Raw genomic sequence first — 17,593 nt, forward strand, 5'->3', positions numbered from 1 at the left:
AGAACGTGGCCGGCCATCGTCCCCCTGCTACCCCTCACATTCCTTGCAGTACTTCTTGCCGTCCTTCTCACGGGCCAACTGGCTGCGGTGATGCACCAGGAAGCAGGACATGCACGTGAATTCGTCTGCCTGCACCGGGACCACCTGGATGAGGAGTTCCTCGTTGGAGAGGTCGGCGCCGGGCAGCTCGAAGCTGTCCGCGAGGTCCGTTTCGTCCATGTCGGGAGCGGCCTCCCGGCGGCCGGACTTGTCGGACTTCAGCTCCTCCAAGGCGACGTTCGGCTCTTCCTCGGGAGTCACCCGCGGAGCGTCGTAGTCAACTGACATGTGGTGTGTTCTCCTGTCCAGCTGCTGATGTCCAGATTGTTCTGGACAGATCGACAACGCCGGATGGGCGCAACTAATTCCCTGCCCGTGCGCAAAGTGAAGACCTCTTAATTGTTGGCTGTGTTGCTGCCGTCACTAAGAGGTCTTCACTTGTTCACAACGGAATCAACGTTGTGGCCCGTACAGCTAGTACGCGATCATCTCAGGGGGCGATGACCTGTCACCTCTGCTTTTCGGGCTAACCAGCGAGGCCGCGGGCAGCTGTGCTTGGGGACATGGCCGCGGCCGTGAGGACAGACGTTTCCTGCTCGCTCTGCTGCACCTCGTCGAGCTCCTTGAGGGTGTACTTTTTGGTCTCCTTGGCGGTGAGGGCTGAGATTCCTGCCAGGACCATGAACCCGAGAGCGACCATGGATGGTCCGACCCAATCTTTCAGGTCGGGGCCAGCGAGTGCTGTCGAGAGAACGGGGCCGATGACGCCCGAGATGGCGAAGCCGATTTGGGTGCCAAGGGCGAGCCCGGAGACGCGCAGCCGGCCGGGGAACATCTCCGCGAAGAACGACGGCCAGGACGCGTTCACCATTGAGTAGAAGAGGGAGTAGTTGATGATGCCAAACAGGAAGATCAGCGACCAGTTGCCGGTGGTGATCGACCACAGGTAGGGCACCATAGTGACGCCTACGCCGCCCGTTGCAATAAGGAACATCGTTTTGCGGCCGATCTTGTCCACAAGGAATCCCGCCAGGGGCGTGATTCCGAGGGCGATTACGGCCGAGACTGTGGTCGTCAGGAGCATGGTTGGCTTATCCAGCTTGTACCCGGCGGTCCCGAAGGCTACCGAGAAGGTCTGCATCATGTAGCTGGTGCCCGCGATGAGGGCACAGAATACGATCCGCAGCACTGCACGCCAGTGGAAGCGCAGAAGATGCCGGAGAGGGGCAACATTCGCTTTGGCGGCCTGGGCCTTTACGAACTCGGGCGGCTCCTGGACGTGGCGGCGGATCAGGTAAGCAGCGACCACCACGAGGGCGGAGGCCCAGAACGGCAGCCGCCAGCCCCAGCTCAGCAACTGATCCGAGGGCATAGCGGCGATCGGGATGAAGACCAGCAGGGTGAGCAGCGTGCCTGAGGAGGAACCCAAGGTGGTGAAGCTCGCGAGGAACCCGCGCCGGCCTTCGGAGGCATGCTCCAGGCTCATGGTGATGGCACTGGGCTGCTCGCCGGAAAGGCACAGTCCCTGGATGACGCGGATCAGCACGAGCAAGATCGGAGCAAGAGGACCGATCTGGGCGTAGGTGGGCAGGCACCCGATCAGGAAGGTGCAGCCGCCGATGCCGAACAGCGTGATCATCATGACGAACTTGCGGCCGCGGCGATCGCCCAGCGGCCCCAGGATGAGGGAGCCGAGCGGGCGTACCGCGTAGCCGACCGCGAAGGTGATCATGGCGAGCAGCACGCTGAGGCCCTGGGGCAGCTCGGGTGAAAAGAAGAGCACGTTCAGAACCAACGCCGACGAGGTGCCATACACCGCGAAGTCGTAGTACTCCAACGTCGTACCGATCCAGGCCGCGATTGCGGCCCTGACCGGGGTCTTCCTGGGAAGGGTTGTTTCTGTCATTTCGTCTCCGTGGGTGATGGTGAACACCGGTTGCCGCTAAACCTAGGCTCTCGGAAAGAGATCTTGAGTGGAATATCCGGCCGGTCCTGCTGTGAGCTCTCTCGCAAGTCGTGTTGACGGCTTTTGCGGACCGGCCCCAGACATCAAGTTAACGTTTGCGGTGTGGGTCACACAAAGTCCTCTTTTATGTACCTACATAGCGATTTGTTATGGCTTGGAGCCGAAGAACCGGAGACCCTGGACGATCATTGCGGATGGGCCACACGCAAGCCGACGCCCCTGGTCATTTTGCGGATTTCGTCGGACTTCAGGCCGCTTGCCCCGGCAAGTTGGTAGTCGTCCAGGAGCCGGGATTTCCTGGCCAGGGCCAGTACCTGCGTTCGTTGTTCTTCCGCATCACTCCGGGCGCCTTCGGCTGCCGCCAGCTCCGAAGCCAATCCCGCAATGAGGTGAAGATGACCGCTTCGGGTTTGGCCGGAGGGGTACAGCCCGCCGCGTGCCAGCGTGGCAGACCGGATACTGGCGGCAGGCTGGCCGGCGGCCTTCGCGACGGCGGAAATCTTCACGCCGTCGCACACGGCCTGGGCAAGGCAATCACCCAGCTCGGCGGTGAGGGCACGTACCCTGCTGGACCGAAGTGCGAGGGTCGTCCGCAGCTGGGCCAGCATGGCCAGGGCTTGTTGGGCGCGGGCCGTGGCGGGGTCTGGCTTCGGGACGCCACGGTACCGGTACGCTGCTGCGCCGGCCCCGGTGCCGGCTGTTCGCGGAGGAATCCTTTCCTGCATCTCTCTGCGAGGCACCTCTGCTCCTTGTCTCCGTTGGTGACTTCATGCCCGCGTGGCTTCCTGCCAGCAGGCGTACCTCTCCCGCGGTTCGGGACGCTGGCCTGGAAGGCGTCGCGGCGGCGCTTGGCCTTCAGTGGGCCCGTTATCCACCCTGCAGGTTACGCCGCCGGCAATCCGGTAAGGCAATACCGAAAGTGCGTGGAGCAATAGGCGAAAGTTTTGGCTGCTCCGTCATAAGGGCTGCTTATCTGTCCACGCACTTTAGGTCTTATCCAAGAGGGCGGCTCCTTCCCTAGGCTCGATTGAACAACCCTCATCCGTACCGGAAGCCTGGAAGAGACCATGCCTGAATTCGTGCCCGCATCACGCGTAACCCGTATCAAATCCTCACCCAGCGTTGCCGCGGCGGCCCGTGTCCGGGAGCTCAAGGCCGAGGGCCGCCGGATCCTGGACCTGACGGTCGGCGAGCCGGATTTCGACACGCCCCATCACATCAAGGACGCTGCCATCGCAGCCATCGGCCGTGGTGAAACCAAGTACACATCGGTCACCGGGACGCCCGAACTGCAAAAGGCCATCCTGCAGACGCTGCATCGCAAAACCGGCCAGCAGTACGCGCCGGGCGAGATCACCATCGGAGGGGGCGGGAAGCAGGTCATCTTCACCGCGTTCATGGCCACACTCGATGCAGGCGACGAGGTTGTCATTCCCGCCCCGTACTGGGTCTCCTACCCGGACATGGTGCTCGCCAACGAAGGCACCCCCGTCATCGTTTCCTGTGGTGAGGACACCGGTTTCAAACTCACCCCTGAGGCGCTGGCAGGGGCACTGACGGAGCGCGCCAAGTGGGTTATTCTCAATACGCCCTCCAACCCCACAGGGGCGGTGTACTCCCGCGAAGAACTGGCAGGCCTGGCCGCCGTCCTCAAGGAGCATCCTGCCGTCTACGTCCTCACTGATGAGATCTACGACGAGATCCACTTCGGCGAAGAGCCCATCACCAGTCTGGTGGCCGTTGCCCCTGAGCTTAAGGACCGTGTGCTGGTCACCAATGGGGTCTCCAAGGCCTACGCGATGACCGGATGGCGGCTGGGTTACGCCGGAGGGCCGGCGCCCCTGGTGGCTGCCATCAACAAGCTGCAGTCCCAAATGTCCTCCTGCCCGTCCTCCATCAGCCAGGCAGCTGCCGCCGCGGCACTCACCGGGGACCAGACGTTCGTCCGCGACAGCGTGGAGGTGTACCGCGAACGGCGTGATGCGGCAGTCTCCGGACTGAACGCGGTCAAGGGCCTGGAGTGCGCGACGCCGGATGGCGCCTTTTACGCGTACGTCAACTGCACCGGGGTCATCGGCAAGACGACGCCCGATGGCAGGAAGATCACCAACGACGAGGACTTCACGCTGTACCTGCTGGAGGCGGCCTCTGTTGCCGTCATCCAGGGGTCGGCGTACGGGCTGAGCCCCTACTTCCGGATTTCCTATGCCACCGGGCTGCCGGTGATCGAGGAATCCATCGCGGCCATCGAAAAGGCCGTCACGGCTCTTGCCTGACCCAACCACTACTTTGCCCAGACTTTCCACACAACAGGAGCACCACATGATCCACGTCAAGACGAAATTCGACCGGCCTTCCGAAGACGCCGTTCAGCGGCTTTCCAAGTTCTCCTCCGCCACGGTGCACGAAGCACAGGGCCGCAAAGGGGCCCTGAGCTCGAAAATAAAGCCGATCGACCGCAGCATGTCCTTCTGCGGCCCCGCCGTCACCGTAGTCTGTGCGCCGCGGGACAACCTGATGCTTCAGGTGGCCATCCATTACGCCCGGAAGGGCGACGTTGTGCTGGTGGCAGCCGGTGAGTACGACGAAGCCGGGACGTTTGGCGACGTGCTGGGCAACGCCATGAAGGCGAAAGGCCTGGCCGGTATGGTCACGGATTCCGGTGTCCGCGACACCAAGGACCTGATTGAACTCGGACTGCCGGTGTTCTCCGGCAGTATCTGTATCAAGGGGACCGTCAAGGAAACCATTGGCCCCATCAACCATCCCCTGGTCTTCGGCGACGAGATTGTCTACCCGGGCGACGTCCTGCTGGGTGATGCCGACGGCGTGGTGGTGGTCCGCAAGGATGAGATCGAGGAAGTCATTAAGCTGTCGCAGGCACGCGTGGACGCTGAGGACGACCTCATCCGCCGCTACAAGGAAGGCGGCACCACCATCGAGTTGTGCAAGCTGACCGATGTGCTGAAGGCCAAGGGTCTGCTGGTGGAGGACGCCGAACTGGAACCCGCCCTGTAGCCCCACACCCATCGATTGCTGAGTAATTGCCGTTTTGAGCCCTCATAACGGCAGATACTCAGCAATCGATGGGGTTAAACCACAGAGGCCCGGGGTTCCTTTCGGAACTCCGGGCCTTGCCTGTTGCCGCTTTGAAGCCGATGCGCCGATCAGTTCATGCCGGGCAGCAGGTGGGTAGGCGGTCCCACCTGGGCGTCATCCAGGTACCACATGGTGGAGCCGCGTTTTCCGGGCGGCATCATGCTTCCCTCGAACACGAAGACCGGTTCCGTGGCGGGCGCGTCCTCCGGACGCCAGAAGCCGTTGGTGGGGCAGTGGGAACCGGTGCCGGCTTTGAGCTGGATCCTTCTTTCAGCTGATTTCCGGTACTGCACGCTGGTGATCTTTTTCATGGCTGGGCTCCAGGGAAATTAATTGCCAGGGTTGCGCCTTTGGCGAACCTTTATGGCTTTTATCCTAGGACCTGCTGAATTACCTGAATAAGACTAAAGCAGAGTGACCTGATAAGGCGCGCTTATGATGCCGCGAGTGGCGTGGCAGGGGGCGCGGAATATTTACTCCGGAGTATTTCCTGCAGCATTTCCTTGAGTACCAGCAGGACGGCAGACGCGGCTTCGGACAGGGGCTCGTGGTCAGGGGTGCAGAGTGCGATCCTGCACTGCAGCGCGGGTTCGACGATCCGCAGCACCCGGAAGTCCTCCTCGTGGAACAGTGCGTCCGCAGCCGACTTGGGCAGGATGGTGGCTCCGAGGTCCGTGCGGAGCAGCCGGGTGAGGGATGGGACTGATTCCACCTCGCCCACCAGCTTCAACTTCAGGCCCCTGCTGTCGATGCCCGCCTGAACCACCTGCCGCAGCGTGTGGATCTGTTCCGGCAGGAAGAGCCCGACGTCAGCCACCTCGTCCAGGGTGATCGTGTCAGCGTCCGCCGCTACCGGGAGCTCCCGCCGGGAGTTCACGATCAGGTACAGGTCCTCGACGATGAGGGTGGTGAACTGCACCCCGCGAATTGGCCCCGGCTCGTAGATGAGTGCCATGTCCAGCCGCCCGTTCTTGATGGCATCACTGAGCACGCCGCCGTAAATCTCGGTCAGGTGCAGCACGATGTCGGGGTAGCGCCGCCCCACCTCACTGATAATCCGCGGGGTCAAGCTGGACGCCATGCTGTAGGGGGCGATTGCTATGGAGACGCGGCCGGAAGGCGCCGCCCCTGAAGCTGCCACATCGATCCTGGCCTGGTCCACGAGCCGCAGGATGGTCTGCGCGTGCCGGTACAGGGTATGGCCGGCCGCCGTGGGCTCCACGCCCTGCTTGCTGCGGATCAGGAGCCGCTGCTTCAGCTCCGTTTCCAGGGCCGACACCTGCTGGCTCAGCGCCGGCTGGGCCACGTGGAGGGCGGCGGCCGCCTTCGTGATGCTTCCTGAGTCGACGATCTTCACGAAGTACGCCAGTTTCCGGGTGTCCATAGCGCTCCTCTTTTCCAGCCGGGGACGGCTCAGCATGCGGGGTCATACGTTGGCGCTATGGCGGGACAGGCATTACGTCTTTGTGTGATCCGAGTCTCGGGCATAGGTTAATTGCAGATGACTTTCCAATGACCAGAACATTCTATCCCCGCCCCGGCCATCACCGATTTTGATGGTGGCATATGTTTTGCGCATAAGCAGGGAAGCAGTTTATTGGAAGCACCATTCTTATAGTCACGAAACAAGGACCCTGTACATTCTTTGCGCCGTCAATAGCGCCGGCCAAGGTCATAACTGTTCCCTATAGCGTGATACCGCATTCGTCTTTGTGTGGCTCCTATCCCGCTGCCACACTGATTTACACCCGCAGTACCAGCAGAGGAAGGCCCGTAATGCCCACAGTCGATCTCGTAGCGGATCTTGGTGAAGGTTTTGGCGCCTACTCGATCGGTGACGACAAAGCCCTGCTGGAAATCGTGTCCAGCGCCAATATCGCCTGCGGCTTCCATGCCGGGGACCCTGACATTATGGACGCCACCGTGGCTGAATGTGTCAGGACGGGAGTCGGCATCGGTGCGCATCCGAGCTTCCCGGATCTCCGCGGCTTCGGCCGCCGGGCGATGGACCTCACAGCTGACGAAGTCCGCACCGACGTCATCTACCAGCTGGGAGCCCTGTCGGCGTTTGCGGCCTACCACGGCGCTTCCGTCTCCCACCTGGCACCGCACGGCCGCCTGGGCAACCTCGTGGCCACCCGGGCGGACTATGCCGGAGCCGTAGCTGATGCCGCCGCCCGGGTGGACCCGAAGCTGATCATCCTGGCGCAGGACGGTGAACTCGCCACCGCTGCGGTAGAGCGCGGCCTGCGGATGGCCATCGTTGGCATCGCGGACCGCGCCTACCAGGATGACGGCACCCTGGTGCCGCGCAGCGAGCCGGGCGCCGTGATCCACAACCCCTCCGTCATCGTCCAGCGCACCGTTCGGATGGTCACTGAAGGCCTCATCGAGACTGCCTCCGGCAGGGACATCGCCATCCAGGCAGACACGGTGCTGCTCCACGGCGACAACCCGGGCGCCGTCGAACTTGCCCGCCTGATCCGCAGCGAACTGATCGCCGCAGGCGTCACCATCGCCCCGCTGGCACAGGTGCTCGCCGCAAAGCAAAAGGTTTCCTGACCATGTCCGCCACAACGACGACCAGCCAGACAACGCTGGACATCTACGAGTCCGGCGACGCCGCCCTGCGCGTGGTGGCACGGTCCGGTGACGCAGAAACCAACTGGGCCACCGTCCATTCCCTGGCAGGCTGGCTGGCAGCCGCCGGCGTCGACGGCATCCACGGCGCCGTTCCCACCTACGACTCCGTCCTGGTGGAATTCGACCCCTACCTCACCTCCGCCCGCCAGGTCCGGGCCTTCGTGCTCCTGGGCATGCGCCAGCTGGACTTCACCGGCACCGCCCTGCGGGAGCCGCGCCGCTTCGAAGTCCCCGTGGTGTACGGCGGCAGCTACGGGCCAGACCTGGACCGCGTGGCGGAGCACCAAGGCCTGGACGTTGAGGACGTCATCGCCCGGCACACGGCCAAGACCTACGTCATCCGCTGCCTCGGAGCGCCGGCAGGATCTCCCATGATGGACGGACCAGACTTCCCGGTCGCCGTCCCCAGGCTCAAGGACCCGCGGCTGTCCGTTCCCGCCGGTGCCGTATCCGTGGCCGGACGCCAAGCCGTGATCGCACCCGCAGTGGCACCAGGAGGCTGGTGCGTCATCGGCCAGACCCCCCTGACGGTCCTGGACGCAGCACGCGAACCCCTGGTGCCATACGTCCCCGGCGATGAACTGCGCTTCTACCGCATTCCCGCCGAGGACTTCGGACACTTCGAGGGGCAGTTCCTGGAGGCACGGCCATGACCGGGTCACTTGTCATCCTTCAGCCCGGCCACTCCGTAGTCACCGACCTCGGCCGGACGAACGGCCCTGCATTCGGACTTCCCGTCAACGGGGCCCTGGACCAGTTTTCGGCCAAGGCCGCGAACATCCTGGCCGGCAACGGGGACAATGATCCGCTGCTGGAACTCACCGCCCTGGACTTCAGGATGCGCGCCACCACGGACCTGCTGATCGCCGTGACCGGCGCGCCCCTGGACCTCACGGTGGGCGGCCGCGACTGCCCCCAGTGGGAGCCCGTCTCCGTCCGGGCCGGCGAAACAGTGACGGTCCGCGGAATCCGCACCGGTCTCCGGGCCTACATCGCCGTCCACGGATCCTTCACCGTCCCCATGCTGCTGGGCAGTTGCGCACCGGACACGGTGGTGGGCTTCGGACTGAAACTCGTTGAGGGCACCCTGCTCGCAACGGAAAAGACCACCGCACCCATCACGCAGCCTCACTTCGGCCTGCCCCTGTTCAGGCTGGGATTGGCAAAGCCGGAATTCACCACCCACCCGGTCATCGACGTCACGGACGGGCCGGACGTGGCCGAATTCGGCGACACCGCAGACCTGCTTTTCACCACGGAATACACCGTGAGTCCCCGAAGCAACCACATCGGACTCCGGCTCGGCGGCGCACTGCCCGAACGCCAGCTGACCTCCGAGGTCCTCTCCCGCGGTGTCCCGGTGGGGGCCATCGAGGTTCCGTCCCGGGACGAACTGCTGGTCCTGCACCGGGGACGCGGCGTCACGGCGGGCTATCCGGTCCTGGGAGTGGTCACAAGCCGCTCCCTGGACGTCCTGGCGCAGTCCAGGCCTGGACACACCGTCACCTTCAGAAAGACATCCGTGGCTGAAGCAACAGCCATGCACCGCACAGCCTGCCTGGAACTGGACAAACTCCGGAACACCATGACCACAGTCTTCGGACTCCTCGGGATCGGCGCCGGCCAGCGCTGGTACGAACTCAGCCCGGCGTCAGGAGCCTGAACATCATGAATGCCCTTCCCGCCGCCCAGGACCGCACCCACAAACCGCTACGCAATCCCTAACCCCCTGCCAACCGGGGACACCTGCGCCCGGCCCCGCGCCGGACGCAGGAGCCCGTCACTTCCCACTTTCTGGAGTACCAAATGCCTTTTTCCGACTACACAACAGCCCTCGTCACCGGAGCCTCCACCGGCATGGGCGCAGCCATCGCCGAACGGCTGGCCAAGCGCGGCCTGACCGTCCACGCGGTGGCCCGCAACGAGGAACGCCTCGCTGAACTGGCGGACCGCACGGGAGCAGTCCCGCACGTGGTGGACCTGACCGACACGGCCGCGCTCACCGCCGTCGTCCGCGACCTCAAGGTGGACGTCCTGGTGAACTGTGCCGGCGTGTCCCGGCCCGGCAACATCCTGGACTCCTCCGAGCAGGACATCGACGAACTGGTGGACGTGAACCTCCGCGGGCTGCTGCAGCTCACCCGGCTGGTGCTGCCCGGCATGGTGGAGCGGGACCGGGGCCACGTGGTGAACATCAGCTCGATCGCCGGCCTGTACAACTTCTATGGCCACACCGTGTACCACGCAACCAAGGCCGCGGTGCACCAGATCTCCCGCCAGCTCCGCAACGACACCGTGGGCAAGCGCATCCGCGTCACCGAAATCTGCCCCGGCCGGGTGGAAACCGAAATCTTCGGCCGCAATCTGGGCGGCAGCCCCGAGGCCATGGAAGAAGCCTGGAATACGTACTACGAGGGCTACGAATCGCTCACTACCGATGACATTGTCAACGCCCTTGATTACGCCATTGAGACGCCGCGGCACGTGAATGTTGGCATGCTTGAACTCATGCCCACCTTCCAGGTCCCGGGCGGCCTGACCTTCGACCGCCGCGAGCCCACCGCCTGACGTCCGCCCGCACTTCAACCACCACCAACCGATAGGTCCCCACCCATGCAGCATGTGCACACCGTCAGCTTTCCCGATTCCCGGCTCCTGGCCGACCTGTCGCCGCTTCCCGGCAGCCTGCGCGGGGTGGTGTGGGACATGAAGGAGGCCCCCGGTGGGGACCTGGGCAGCATCGACGGCGTCATCCTGCCCTACCTCAACGCCGGGGAAGTGCTGGGTTCCCTGGGCAAGGTCCCGGACCTCAAGTTCGTGCAGACGCAGTCAACAGGATACGACGGCGTCTGCGAGGCGGCCGGTCCGGGCGCCGCGGTGGCAAACGCCTCGGGCGTCCATGCAGCTGCCACCGCGGAGCTGGCCGTTGGCCTCATCCTCGCCAAGCTGCGCGGCATCGACCAGGCCGTCAAGGACCAGCAGATTGAAAGCTGGAAGCCGCAGCGCCGCCAGTCCCTGGCCGACCGCAAGGTCCTGCTGCTGGGCATCGGCGGGATCGGCAAGGAACTGGCCCGCCGCCTGGAACCCTTCGAGGTGACCATCACCCGGGTGGGAAGCACGGCCCGCACGGACGCCGCCGGGCAAGTCCACGGCCCGGATGAACTGGTGGCCCTCGCCGCCGACCACGACATCCTGGTCTCCGTCCTGCCCCTGAACGACAACACCCACCACCTGGTGGGCCGGGGCGTCCTGGCCGCCCTGCCCGACGGAGCCCTGGTGGTGAACGTGGGCCGCGGCGCCGTCATCAGCACCGAGGCCCTGACCCGCGAAGTGGTCTCCGGCCGCCTCCAGTGCGCCATCGACGTTGTCGATCCCGAGCCGCTGCCCGCCGGCCACCCTCTGTGGTCCGCCGAAAACGCCCTCATCACCCCGCATGTGGGCGGCAACGCCTCGGCCTTTGAGCCCCGGATCCTGAAACTCCTGAAGCAGCAGCTCGTGGCCCTGGCCGCCGGCCAAACCCCGGCCAACCTGGTGCAGGAAGGACCCTTCGCATGAGCGCGTTGTTCGATCTCACGGGGCGCGTAGCCCTGATCACCGGTTCAAGCAGGGGCATCGGTTCTGCCCTTGCCAGGGCGCTGGCCGACGCCGGCGCAACAGTAGTGCTGAACGGCGTCAACCCGGAGCGGCTCAAGGACGCCGAGGCGGCCATGGCGGCAGACTTCCCGCCCGGCCGGATCCACAGCGTGGCCTTCGACGTCACCGACGACGACGCCGCCGCCCGCAGCATTCGCTGGATCGAGGACAACGTAGGTCCGCTGGAAATCCTGGTGAACAATGCCGGCATCCAGCACCGCGTCCCCATGCTCGACCTGGATGTGGCGGACTGGGAACGCGTCCTCTCCACGGACCTCACCAGCGCCTTCCTGGTGGGCCGCGAAGCCGCCCGGCACATGATCACCCGGGGCCGGGGCAAGATCATCAACATCTGTTCTGTCCAGACCGACCTGGCCCGGCCCACCATCGCCCCGTACATCGCGGCCAAGGGCGGGCTGCGGAACCTCACCCGTGCCATGACCGCAGAATGGGCAGCCTCAGGACTGCAGATCAACGCCGTGGCACCCGGCTACATCCACACCGAAATGACCCAGAACCTGGTGGACGACGAGGAGTTCAACTCGTGGATCCTCGGCCGGACACCGGCCCACCGCTGGGGCACCGTGGAGGACCTGGCCGGTCCCGTGGTGTGGCTGGCCTCGGACGGCTCCAACTTCGTGAACGGACAGACCATCTTCATCGATGGCGGAATGACGGTGGTGGTCTGATGGCAACGCCCCTTGATGTCGCATTGCCCGCCACCGGCCCGGCACTGGTGGCGCACGCCGCCGGCGACCTGCGGATCGACGAGGTCCCGCTGCCCCGGCCCGCAGCCCACGAAGCAGTGGTCGAGGTCCTCTACGGCGGCATCTGCGGTTCCGACCTGCACTACTGGCTGCACGGCGCGGCCGGGGAGTCCATCCTCAAGGCGCCGCTGGTCCTGGGCCATGAGATCTCCGGCACGGTGGTGCGCCAGGCGGCGGATGGCTCCGGGCCGCAGGCGGGAACCGCCGTCGCCGTCCACCCCGCAACGCCCGGTCCAGGCGACGCGCGCTATCCGGCGGACCGGCCCAACCTGTCACCTGGCTGCACGTACCTTGGCAGCGCCGCCCGCTACCCGCACAAGGATGGCGCCTTCAGCCGCTACGTCACGCTGCCCGTCCGGATGCTCCGCCCGCTGCCGGACAGCATCGACCTGCGCACCGCGGCACTGATCGAACCCGCGTCCGTCGCCTGGCATGCCGTGTCCAGGGCCGGGGATGTCCGGGGGAAGACCGCGCTGGTCATCGGCTCCGGCCCCATCGGCGCCCTCGCCGTCGCCGTCCTCAAACGCGCCGGCGCAGCGCATATCACCGCCGTCGACCTTCATCCCAAGCCGCTGGAGATCGCCACGGCCGTGGGCGCGGACCAGGTCATCAACGCGGCGGACACCGAAGCCATCGCCGCCGTGGAGGCCGACGTCGTGATTGAATCCTCCGGCAACCACCACGGGCTGGCCTCGGCCATCCGCGGCGCGGTGCGCGGCGGAACCGTGGTGATGGTGGGGCTGCTGCCCACCGGCATGCAGCCGGTGCCCATTTCGCTGGCCATCACCCGCGAACTGCAGCTGCTCGGCTCGTTCCGCTTCAACGACGAGATCGATGACGTGATCGCGGCCCTCGCCGACGGGTCCCTGCACATCGAGCCCGTCATCACGCACGAATTCCCGCTGGCCGACGCCCTCCACGCGTTCGAGGTGGCCAAGGACTCCACCAGCTCCGGCAAGGTGCTCCTCTCCTTCGGCGACGCCGGGCAGGCCCAATGAGCGGGCACCTGCCACCGCTGGTGGTCATGGGAGTCTCGGGCTGCGGGAAGTCCACCGTCGGCGCCCTCCTGGGCCGCCGGCTGGGCAAGCCGTTCCTCGACGGCGACGACTTCCACCCCGCCGCCAACAAGGAAAAGATGGGCGCCGGGATTCCGTTGACCGACAGCGACCGGGAACCATGGCTCGCCCGCCTGGGAAGCTTGCTTGCAGGACAGGACGGGTTGCCTGGAGCGGCGCCCGGGTTGTCTGAAGGAACGGCCGACGGCGGGCCAACAGTGCCGCCGATCGTCGCCTGCTCCGCGCTCAAGCGCCGGTACCGCGACCTGCTGCGCAGTTACGCGCCGGACCTGGTGTTCGTCCACCTCGCTGGCAGCGCGGAAACCATCGGCGCGCGGATGGATGCCCGGGCCCACGAATTCATGCCGCGCACGCTGCTGGAGTCCCAGTTCGCCGCGCTGGAGGAGTTGGCAGCGGACGAGGCCCACGTTCTCGGCGACATTACCCAGCCTCTCGATGTCCTTGTGGAAGCGGTGGCCCGGCAGCTCGAGGCAGGCGCTCCCTGGGCCCCGGCTGACCCCGGGTCTGTCCCGGAGGCTGTCCACTCCGCCTGAGGACTTCTCCTGGCGCAGGTGGTAGGTAGACTGGTCTACCTACCACCTGCGCGAGGAGTGAACCATGGCTGCTGCCGGCCTCTCATCACCTGTCAGCCCGACCCCTGCGCGCCGCCCCGCCCGCGAACTGCTGCTCGACGCTGCCGCGCGGCTTTTCTATGCCAACGGCGTGACAGCCACCGGGATCGACACCATCACGGCCGAAGCCGGAGTGGCCAAAAAGAGCCTCTACAACAACTTCAGCTCCAAGGCGGACCTGGTGGCCGCATACCTTGAGGCGAGGCACGGGGAATGGCTCGGCCTGTACCGCAAGCGGCTGGCAACGGCGCCGACACCGCGCAGCCAGGTCCTGGCCGTCTTCGATGCCTACCTGGACCACGCCAACTTCGCCTACCAGTACGGCTTCCGGGGATGCGGCCTGCTCAACGCCGCGGCTGAACTGCCGGCCGGCCATCCCGGCCGGGACGCTGTGCGCCGCCACAAGGAGGAAGTCCAGGAACTCCTGGCCGGGCACGTATCGCCGTTGCTGCAGGGCCGGGAAGAACAGGTCCCCGCCATCGCCGCGCATCTGGCGTTCCTGCTCGAAGGCGCCATGGCCCGCGCCGGGCTGGAAGGCAATGACGGTCCGCTGAAGGACGCCAGGCGCATGGCCGGTCAGTTGCTGGACGCCCTGTGAGCAGCGAACGCCACCACCCCAAGGCCCAACGCTGGGGAGCGATGTCCGTGGTGGCTGCCTCCGTCCTCTGGGGCACCACCGGGACCGCGGCCACCTTCGCCGCAGGCGTGAGCCCGCTGGCCATTGGCGCCGTGGCAATGGGACTGGGCGGCCTGCTGCAGGCGCTCTTCGCAGCGCGGCACATCGGCCGCCAGGCGGGCAGCCTGCTCGCACGGTGGCGCCTGGTCTTGCTCGGTGCCGCGGCCGTGGCCACCTACCCCCTGGCCTTCTACAGCTCCATGCATCTCTCCGGCGTAGCCGTGGGAACCGTCGTCTCCATCGGCTCGGCCCCCGTGGCGGCAGCCCTCATCGAACGCTTCGCGGACAGGAAACCGCTGAGCAGGCAATGGATTCTTGGGGCCCTGCTGGGAGTCGGCGGCGCCGCCATGCTCTCCTTTGCCGGGCATGCCGCCGCGGGGTCACCACCTGTCCCGGCTGCGCCGGCTGCTGCGGGGGAGGCCACGGCTTGGAGTCCGACGGCGGGAATCCTCCTTGGGCTGCTGGCCGGCGCCACCTATGCCCTGTATTCGTGGGCGGCGCACCGCCTGGCGGGGACCGGGGTCACGGCCAGGGCCGCCATGGGCAGCATCTTCGGGCTGGGCGGTCTCCTCCTGATGCCTGTCCTCGCGGTGACGGGCGGCCCGCTGCTGGAGTCCTGGGGCAACGCGGGCGTGGGGGCCTACATGGCTGTGGTTCCGATGTTCGCCGGGTATGTCCTGTTCGGCTGGGGCCTGGCCCGCGTGGGGGCGAGTACCGCCACCAGCATCTCCCTGCTGGAAACCGTGGTGGCTGGTGTCCTGGCGGTGCTGGTGGTGGGCGAAAGGCTTCCGGCACTCGGCTGGCTTGGCGCCGCCGTCGTCCTGGCCAGCCTGTTCATCCTGACCCCACGCACCCGTCCGGCATCATCACCTGCAGCGGCACAGCCGGGGGCGAAAGAACAGCCTGCCGCAGGATCAGCCGGTGTGCTGCCGCCCCGCGCTCCGGGCCAGCACCGTGGGACCCAGGAGCAGGCAGGCGCCCAGGCCCAGCAGTAAGATCCCTAGCACCACCGCGCCCGGTGCAGGGACTCCGGCCCCAGCCAGGATGAGCACCACGCCGATCAGGGCCGCCAGCATCCCCGGGAACAGGCCTGCGGGGAAACGCCGCGCCGGATAGCCGGACAACAGTTCCATGGCCAGGTGGGGATCGTCCGCGATCAGCCCCAGTTCGAGCTCCTTGAGCAGGCGTCGCTCCTCATCGGACATTGGCATGGCGGGCCCCTGTTTTCCCTGGGAGGCGGTAACGGTATCGACCGTAGGAGCCTTCTACCGGTTAGTCAATAGGTCCAGTGGCGCTGCACGGCCGTCACTCCAGGACGTCGTAGCGCAGCTCATTTTCCGTTACCCGTACGCCTTTGGTGGGAACATGCGGAACTGCCTTGGCCGGCGGCATCAGGTGTTCAACGGGCAGGCCCGCCAGCAGGACGCTGTGGTCCGCGATGAGGCGGCGGTGGCAGCGCCACCACAGGGTTTCGCTGCACATGATGGCGGTGGTTGCCGCCTGGGAGCCTGCCACCAGTTCTGCGGCTGCCGCCCGGAAGTCTTCACTGCGCATATAGCCTGCGTAGGCGCGGAATGACTCGTTGCGGAGGGCCGTGTCCGGAGAGTCCGGGAGCAGCTTGCGGAACCCGCCCAGCCGCTTCTCCCAGCGGTAGCCGATACCCGCCTCCGGAAGCCACAGGGCCAAACGGTCCTTGCCGAAATGCGGGTACTTGCGGCTGCCCGGCCCGATCCGGACATCCACCAGGGACGTCACCCCGGCGCTGCGGAGCAACCCGGCGAAGTCCTCCTGGGAAGCGGTGCCGTGACCTACGGTGAACAGGGCCTTCATCGAAGCCATGATAGGCACGGGGGCGGGGTGGCCCGCAGAAGCCGGCTACCGTCGTCGTAATTCGGCGAACTCGATGGACGGCACGATGGCGCCCGCATCCCGTTCCACGAAGTTGGTGCCCGGGGGCACCAGGTCGTCGATGGCGTCCAGCACTGCCTCGCCCAGCTGGACGTCGGCCGCGCGGAGGTACGCCTGGAGGTGTTCTTCGCTGCGGGGGCCGATGATCACGCTGCTGATGGCGGGGTGGGTCAGGGCGAATCCCACGGCCAGGTCCACCAGGGACAGATCCAGCTTGTCCGCCAGGCGGGCCAATGAGTCTGCGGCGAGCAGCTTCCGCTCACTGGACGGTCCGGACAGGTCGTACCGGCCGGGAAGCGTATGGACGCGGGTGGGCGGCTTGCCCGATTCCAGCACGAAGCTGCCGGAAAGCCAGCCGCCCGCCAGGGGGCCGTAGGCAAGGACACCCAGGCCGTACTGCTGGGCAATCGGCAGCACGTCGCGTTCATTGCCGCGGACCAGCATGGAATACGGGACCTGGTTGCCCAGCGGCGGGATCAGGTGGTTGGTGGTGGCCAGCCACTGTGCCTCCACCAGCTGCGCCGGCGTGAACACGGAGGTGCCGTAGTACAGGATCTTGCCCTGGCGGATGAGGTCGTTCAGGGTGGTGATGGTTTCCAGGACGTCGGTGTTGTAGTCCGGCCGGTGGGCCTGGTAGAGGTCGATCCGGTCCGTCTGCAGCCGGCGGAGGCTGCCCTCCACCGCCTGGGTGATCCAGCGCCGGGAGTTCCCGGAATGCGCGGGGTTGGGGCTCATCTGGCCGTGGAACTTGGTGGCCAGGAAGACGTCGTCCCGGCGTCCCCGGAGTGCGCGGCCCACCACCTGCTCCGATTCGCCCTGCGAGTAGACGTCGGCGGTATCAACCGCTGTGATGCCGGCGTCCAGTGCCGCGTGGATGATGCGGATGCTCTCGTCAGCGCCGGTGGGTGCACCCTGGCCGTTGCCGGTCCCCTCGCCGAAGTTCATGGTCCCCAGGGTGAGGGGACTGATGGGGGTTCCCGACCGTCCGAACACCCGCAGTTCGCTCAGGCTCATCTCCGGTCTCCTCCATTCAGTTGCCGTGCCCTGGATTGTCACGACGCTACACAGATCAGGCCGGCGGCCGCAGATTTCCGTTGCAGTCCTTCTCTTTTCGTCGCATGGAGTAACCGGCGCAGCGGGGATGACGTTTTGTGGCGCGCAAAGAGGAGCGAATT

Annotated in this window: 20 protein-coding genes; 12 read left to right on the forward strand and 8 right to left on the reverse strand. The window is 66.0% G+C overall.

The genetic code is table 11. The features are described 5' to 3' along the window. Positions 1-27: 27 nt before the first annotated feature. The 3 genes from MRBLMD1_RS08495 to MRBLMD1_RS08505 all read right to left on the reverse strand — a co-directional run bounded on the left by MRBLMD1_RS08495 (position 28) and on the right by MRBLMD1_RS08505 (position 2,745). Entirely contained in the window at positions 28-327 is a 300-nt protein-coding gene (locus MRBLMD1_RS08495) for a DUF4193 domain-containing protein (protein WP_018772148.1), read from the reverse strand. Between the two features lie 238 nt (positions 328-565). Continuing rightward, positions 566-1,945, reverse strand: a complete 1,380-nt coding sequence (locus MRBLMD1_RS08500) for an MFS transporter (protein ID WP_159633976.1) — start codon at positions 1,943-1,945, stop codon at positions 566-568. Positions 1,946-2,190: 245 nt separating this feature from the next. Continuing rightward, on the reverse strand, positions 2,191-2,745 hold the full coding sequence (locus MRBLMD1_RS08505; protein WP_236560909.1) for a hypothetical protein: 555 nt from the start codon (positions 2,743-2,745) through the stop codon (positions 2,191-2,193). A 327-nt stretch (positions 2,746-3,072) separates the two neighbouring features. Between MRBLMD1_RS08505 and MRBLMD1_RS08510 the strand changes: the two genes are divergently transcribed. Beyond that, complete coding sequence (locus tag MRBLMD1_RS08510; protein ID WP_364398809.1) at positions 3,073-4,281, forward strand: aspartate transaminase; 1,209 nt, start codon at positions 3,073-3,075, stop codon at positions 4,279-4,281. A 46-nt stretch (positions 4,282-4,327) separates the two neighbouring features. Then, positions 4,328-5,023: a 4-carboxy-4-hydroxy-2-oxoadipate aldolase/oxaloacetate decarboxylase gene (locus MRBLMD1_RS08515; RefSeq protein ID WP_224024439.1), complete on the forward strand. Its 696-nt coding sequence runs from the start codon at positions 4,328-4,330 to the stop codon at positions 5,021-5,023. Positions 5,024-5,172: 149 nt separating this feature from the next. Here MRBLMD1_RS08515 and MRBLMD1_RS08520 read toward each other — a convergent pair whose 3' ends face one another. Both MRBLMD1_RS08520 and nac read right to left on the reverse strand, forming a co-directional pair. Next, the gene (locus tag MRBLMD1_RS08520; RefSeq protein WP_159633967.1) at positions 5,173-5,415 is read right to left on the reverse strand and encodes a hypothetical protein; all 243 of its coding nucleotides are present in this window, start codon (positions 5,413-5,415) and stop codon (positions 5,173-5,175) included. A gap of 122 nt (positions 5,416-5,537) precedes the next feature. Beyond that, positions 5,538-6,488, reverse strand: coding sequence for a nitrogen assimilation transcriptional regulator NAC (gene nac, locus MRBLMD1_RS08525; RefSeq protein WP_159633964.1), 951 nt, complete (start codon positions 6,486-6,488; stop codon positions 5,538-5,540). A 392-nt stretch (positions 6,489-6,880) separates the two neighbouring features. Here nac and MRBLMD1_RS08530 point away from each other — a divergent pair, with 392 nt between their 5' ends. From MRBLMD1_RS08530 to MRBLMD1_RS08575, 10 genes are all read left to right on the forward strand, one after another. Next, positions 6,881-7,666, forward strand: coding sequence for a LamB/YcsF family protein (locus MRBLMD1_RS08530; RefSeq protein WP_159633961.1), 786 nt, complete (start codon positions 6,881-6,883; stop codon positions 7,664-7,666). 2 nt (positions 7,667-7,668) lie between these two features. Beyond that, entirely contained in the window at positions 7,669-8,400 is a 732-nt protein-coding gene (locus MRBLMD1_RS08535; RefSeq protein ID WP_159633958.1) for a 5-oxoprolinase subunit B family protein, read from the forward strand. After that, the gene (locus MRBLMD1_RS08540; protein ID WP_364398813.1) at positions 8,397-9,410 is read left to right on the forward strand and encodes a biotin-dependent carboxyltransferase family protein; all 1,014 of its coding nucleotides are present in this window, start codon (positions 8,397-8,399) and stop codon (positions 9,408-9,410) included. The genes MRBLMD1_RS08535 and MRBLMD1_RS08540 overlap by 4 nt, the downstream gene beginning before the upstream one ends. A gap of 143 nt (positions 9,411-9,553) precedes the next feature. Continuing rightward, entirely contained in the window at positions 9,554-10,315 is a 762-nt protein-coding gene (locus MRBLMD1_RS08545; RefSeq protein ID WP_159633952.1) for an SDR family oxidoreductase, read from the forward strand. Positions 10,316-10,360: 45 nt separating this feature from the next. Beyond that, on the forward strand, positions 10,361-11,302 hold the full coding sequence (locus MRBLMD1_RS08550; protein ID WP_159633949.1) for a 2-hydroxyacid dehydrogenase: 942 nt from the start codon (positions 10,361-10,363) through the stop codon (positions 11,300-11,302). Next, positions 11,299-12,069: an SDR family oxidoreductase gene (locus MRBLMD1_RS08555; protein ID WP_364398816.1), complete on the forward strand. Its 771-nt coding sequence runs from the start codon at positions 11,299-11,301 to the stop codon at positions 12,067-12,069. The genes MRBLMD1_RS08550 and MRBLMD1_RS08555 overlap by 4 nt, the downstream gene beginning before the upstream one ends. Beyond that, positions 12,069-13,145, forward strand: a complete 1,077-nt coding sequence (locus tag MRBLMD1_RS08560) for an L-idonate 5-dehydrogenase (RefSeq protein WP_364398818.1) — start codon at positions 12,069-12,071, stop codon at positions 13,143-13,145. Before MRBLMD1_RS08555 ends, MRBLMD1_RS08560 begins: the two co-directional genes overlap by 1 nt. Further along, positions 13,142-13,756, forward strand: a complete 615-nt coding sequence (locus MRBLMD1_RS08565) for a gluconokinase (RefSeq protein ID WP_364398819.1) — start codon at positions 13,142-13,144, stop codon at positions 13,754-13,756. The genes MRBLMD1_RS08560 and MRBLMD1_RS08565 overlap by 4 nt, the downstream gene beginning before the upstream one ends. 64 nt (positions 13,757-13,820) lie before the next feature. After that, a complete protein-coding gene (locus MRBLMD1_RS08570) occupies positions 13,821-14,432 on the forward strand; it encodes a TetR/AcrR family transcriptional regulator (RefSeq protein WP_364398821.1) in 612 nt (203 codons plus the stop codon). Positions 14,433-14,473: 41 nt separating this feature from the next. After that, entirely contained in the window at positions 14,474-15,505 is a 1,032-nt protein-coding gene (locus MRBLMD1_RS08575) for a DMT family transporter (protein ID WP_414703684.1), read from the forward strand. Here MRBLMD1_RS08575 and MRBLMD1_RS08580 read toward each other — a convergent pair. From MRBLMD1_RS08580 to MRBLMD1_RS08590, 3 genes are all read right to left on the reverse strand, one after another. Continuing rightward, positions 15,425-15,721, reverse strand: coding sequence for a DUF3040 domain-containing protein (locus tag MRBLMD1_RS08580; RefSeq protein WP_224024459.1), 297 nt, complete (start codon positions 15,719-15,721; stop codon positions 15,425-15,427). The genes MRBLMD1_RS08575 and MRBLMD1_RS08580 overlap by 81 nt on opposite strands. A 94-nt stretch (positions 15,722-15,815) precedes the next feature. After that, positions 15,816-16,349 carry a DUF488 family protein gene (locus MRBLMD1_RS08585; RefSeq protein ID WP_236560905.1) on the reverse strand — a complete coding sequence of 178 codons (534 nt, stop codon included), beginning with the start codon at positions 16,347-16,349 and terminating at the stop codon, positions 15,816-15,818. A 36-nt stretch (positions 16,350-16,385) separates the two neighbouring features. Next, a complete protein-coding gene (locus tag MRBLMD1_RS08590; protein ID WP_159633934.1) occupies positions 16,386-17,432 on the reverse strand; it encodes an aldo/keto reductase in 1,047 nt (348 codons plus the stop codon). Between the last annotated feature and the right edge of the window lie 161 nt (positions 17,433-17,593).

It is taken from the genome of Pseudarthrobacter sp. LMD1-1-1.1, from assembly GCF_040676255.1.
GTDB lineage: Bacteria > Actinomycetota > Actinomycetes > Actinomycetales > Micrococcaceae > Arthrobacter.

Coding starts and splice junctions, on each gene's coding strand:
- MRBLMD1_RS08545 (WP_159633952.1), top strand. CDS start 9,554: ATGCCTTTTTCCGACTACACAACAGCCCTCGTCACCGGAGCCTCCACC.
- nac (WP_159633964.1), bottom strand. CDS start 6,488: ATGGACACCCGGAAACTGGCGTACTTCGTGAAGATCGTCGACTCAGGA.
- MRBLMD1_RS08495 (WP_018772148.1), bottom strand. CDS start 327: ATGTCAGTTGACTACGACGCTCCGCGGGTGACTCCCGAGGAAGAGCCG.
- MRBLMD1_RS08520 (WP_159633967.1), bottom strand. CDS start 5,415: ATGAAAAAGATCACCAGCGTGCAGTACCGGAAATCAGCTGAAAGAAGG.
- MRBLMD1_RS08585 (WP_236560905.1), bottom strand. CDS start 16,349: ATGGCTTCGATGAAGGCCCTGTTCACCGTAGGTCACGGCACCGCTTCC.
- MRBLMD1_RS08515 (WP_224024439.1), top strand. CDS start 4,328: ATGATCCACGTCAAGACGAAATTCGACCGGCCTTCCGAAGACGCCGTT.
- MRBLMD1_RS08540 (WP_364398813.1), top strand. CDS start 8,397: ATGACCGGGTCACTTGTCATCCTTCAGCCCGGCCACTCCGTAGTCACC.
- MRBLMD1_RS08535 (WP_159633958.1), top strand. CDS start 7,669: ATGTCCGCCACAACGACGACCAGCCAGACAACGCTGGACATCTACGAG.
- MRBLMD1_RS08570 (WP_364398821.1), top strand. CDS start 13,821: ATGGCTGCTGCCGGCCTCTCATCACCTGTCAGCCCGACCCCTGCGCGC.
- MRBLMD1_RS08560 (WP_364398818.1), top strand. CDS start 12,069: ATGGCAACGCCCCTTGATGTCGCATTGCCCGCCACCGGCCCGGCACTG.
- MRBLMD1_RS08590 (WP_159633934.1), bottom strand. CDS start 17,432: ATGAGCCTGAGCGAACTGCGGGTGTTCGGACGGTCGGGAACCCCCATC.
- MRBLMD1_RS08565 (WP_364398819.1), top strand. CDS start 13,142: ATGAGCGGGCACCTGCCACCGCTGGTGGTCATGGGAGTCTCGGGCTGC.
- MRBLMD1_RS08580 (WP_224024459.1), bottom strand. CDS start 15,721: ATGCCAATGTCCGATGAGGAGCGACGCCTGCTCAAGGAGCTCGAACTG.
- MRBLMD1_RS08530 (WP_159633961.1), top strand. CDS start 6,881: ATGCCCACAGTCGATCTCGTAGCGGATCTTGGTGAAGGTTTTGGCGCC.
- MRBLMD1_RS08575 (WP_414703684.1), top strand. CDS start 14,474: ATGTCCGTGGTGGCTGCCTCCGTCCTCTGGGGCACCACCGGGACCGCG.
- MRBLMD1_RS08550 (WP_159633949.1), top strand. CDS start 10,361: ATGCAGCATGTGCACACCGTCAGCTTTCCCGATTCCCGGCTCCTGGCC.
- MRBLMD1_RS08510 (WP_364398809.1), top strand. CDS start 3,073: ATGCCTGAATTCGTGCCCGCATCACGCGTAACCCGTATCAAATCCTCA.
- MRBLMD1_RS08500 (WP_159633976.1), bottom strand. CDS start 1,945: ATGACAGAAACAACCCTTCCCAGGAAGACCCCGGTCAGGGCCGCAATC.
- MRBLMD1_RS08555 (WP_364398816.1), top strand. CDS start 11,299: ATGAGCGCGTTGTTCGATCTCACGGGGCGCGTAGCCCTGATCACCGGT.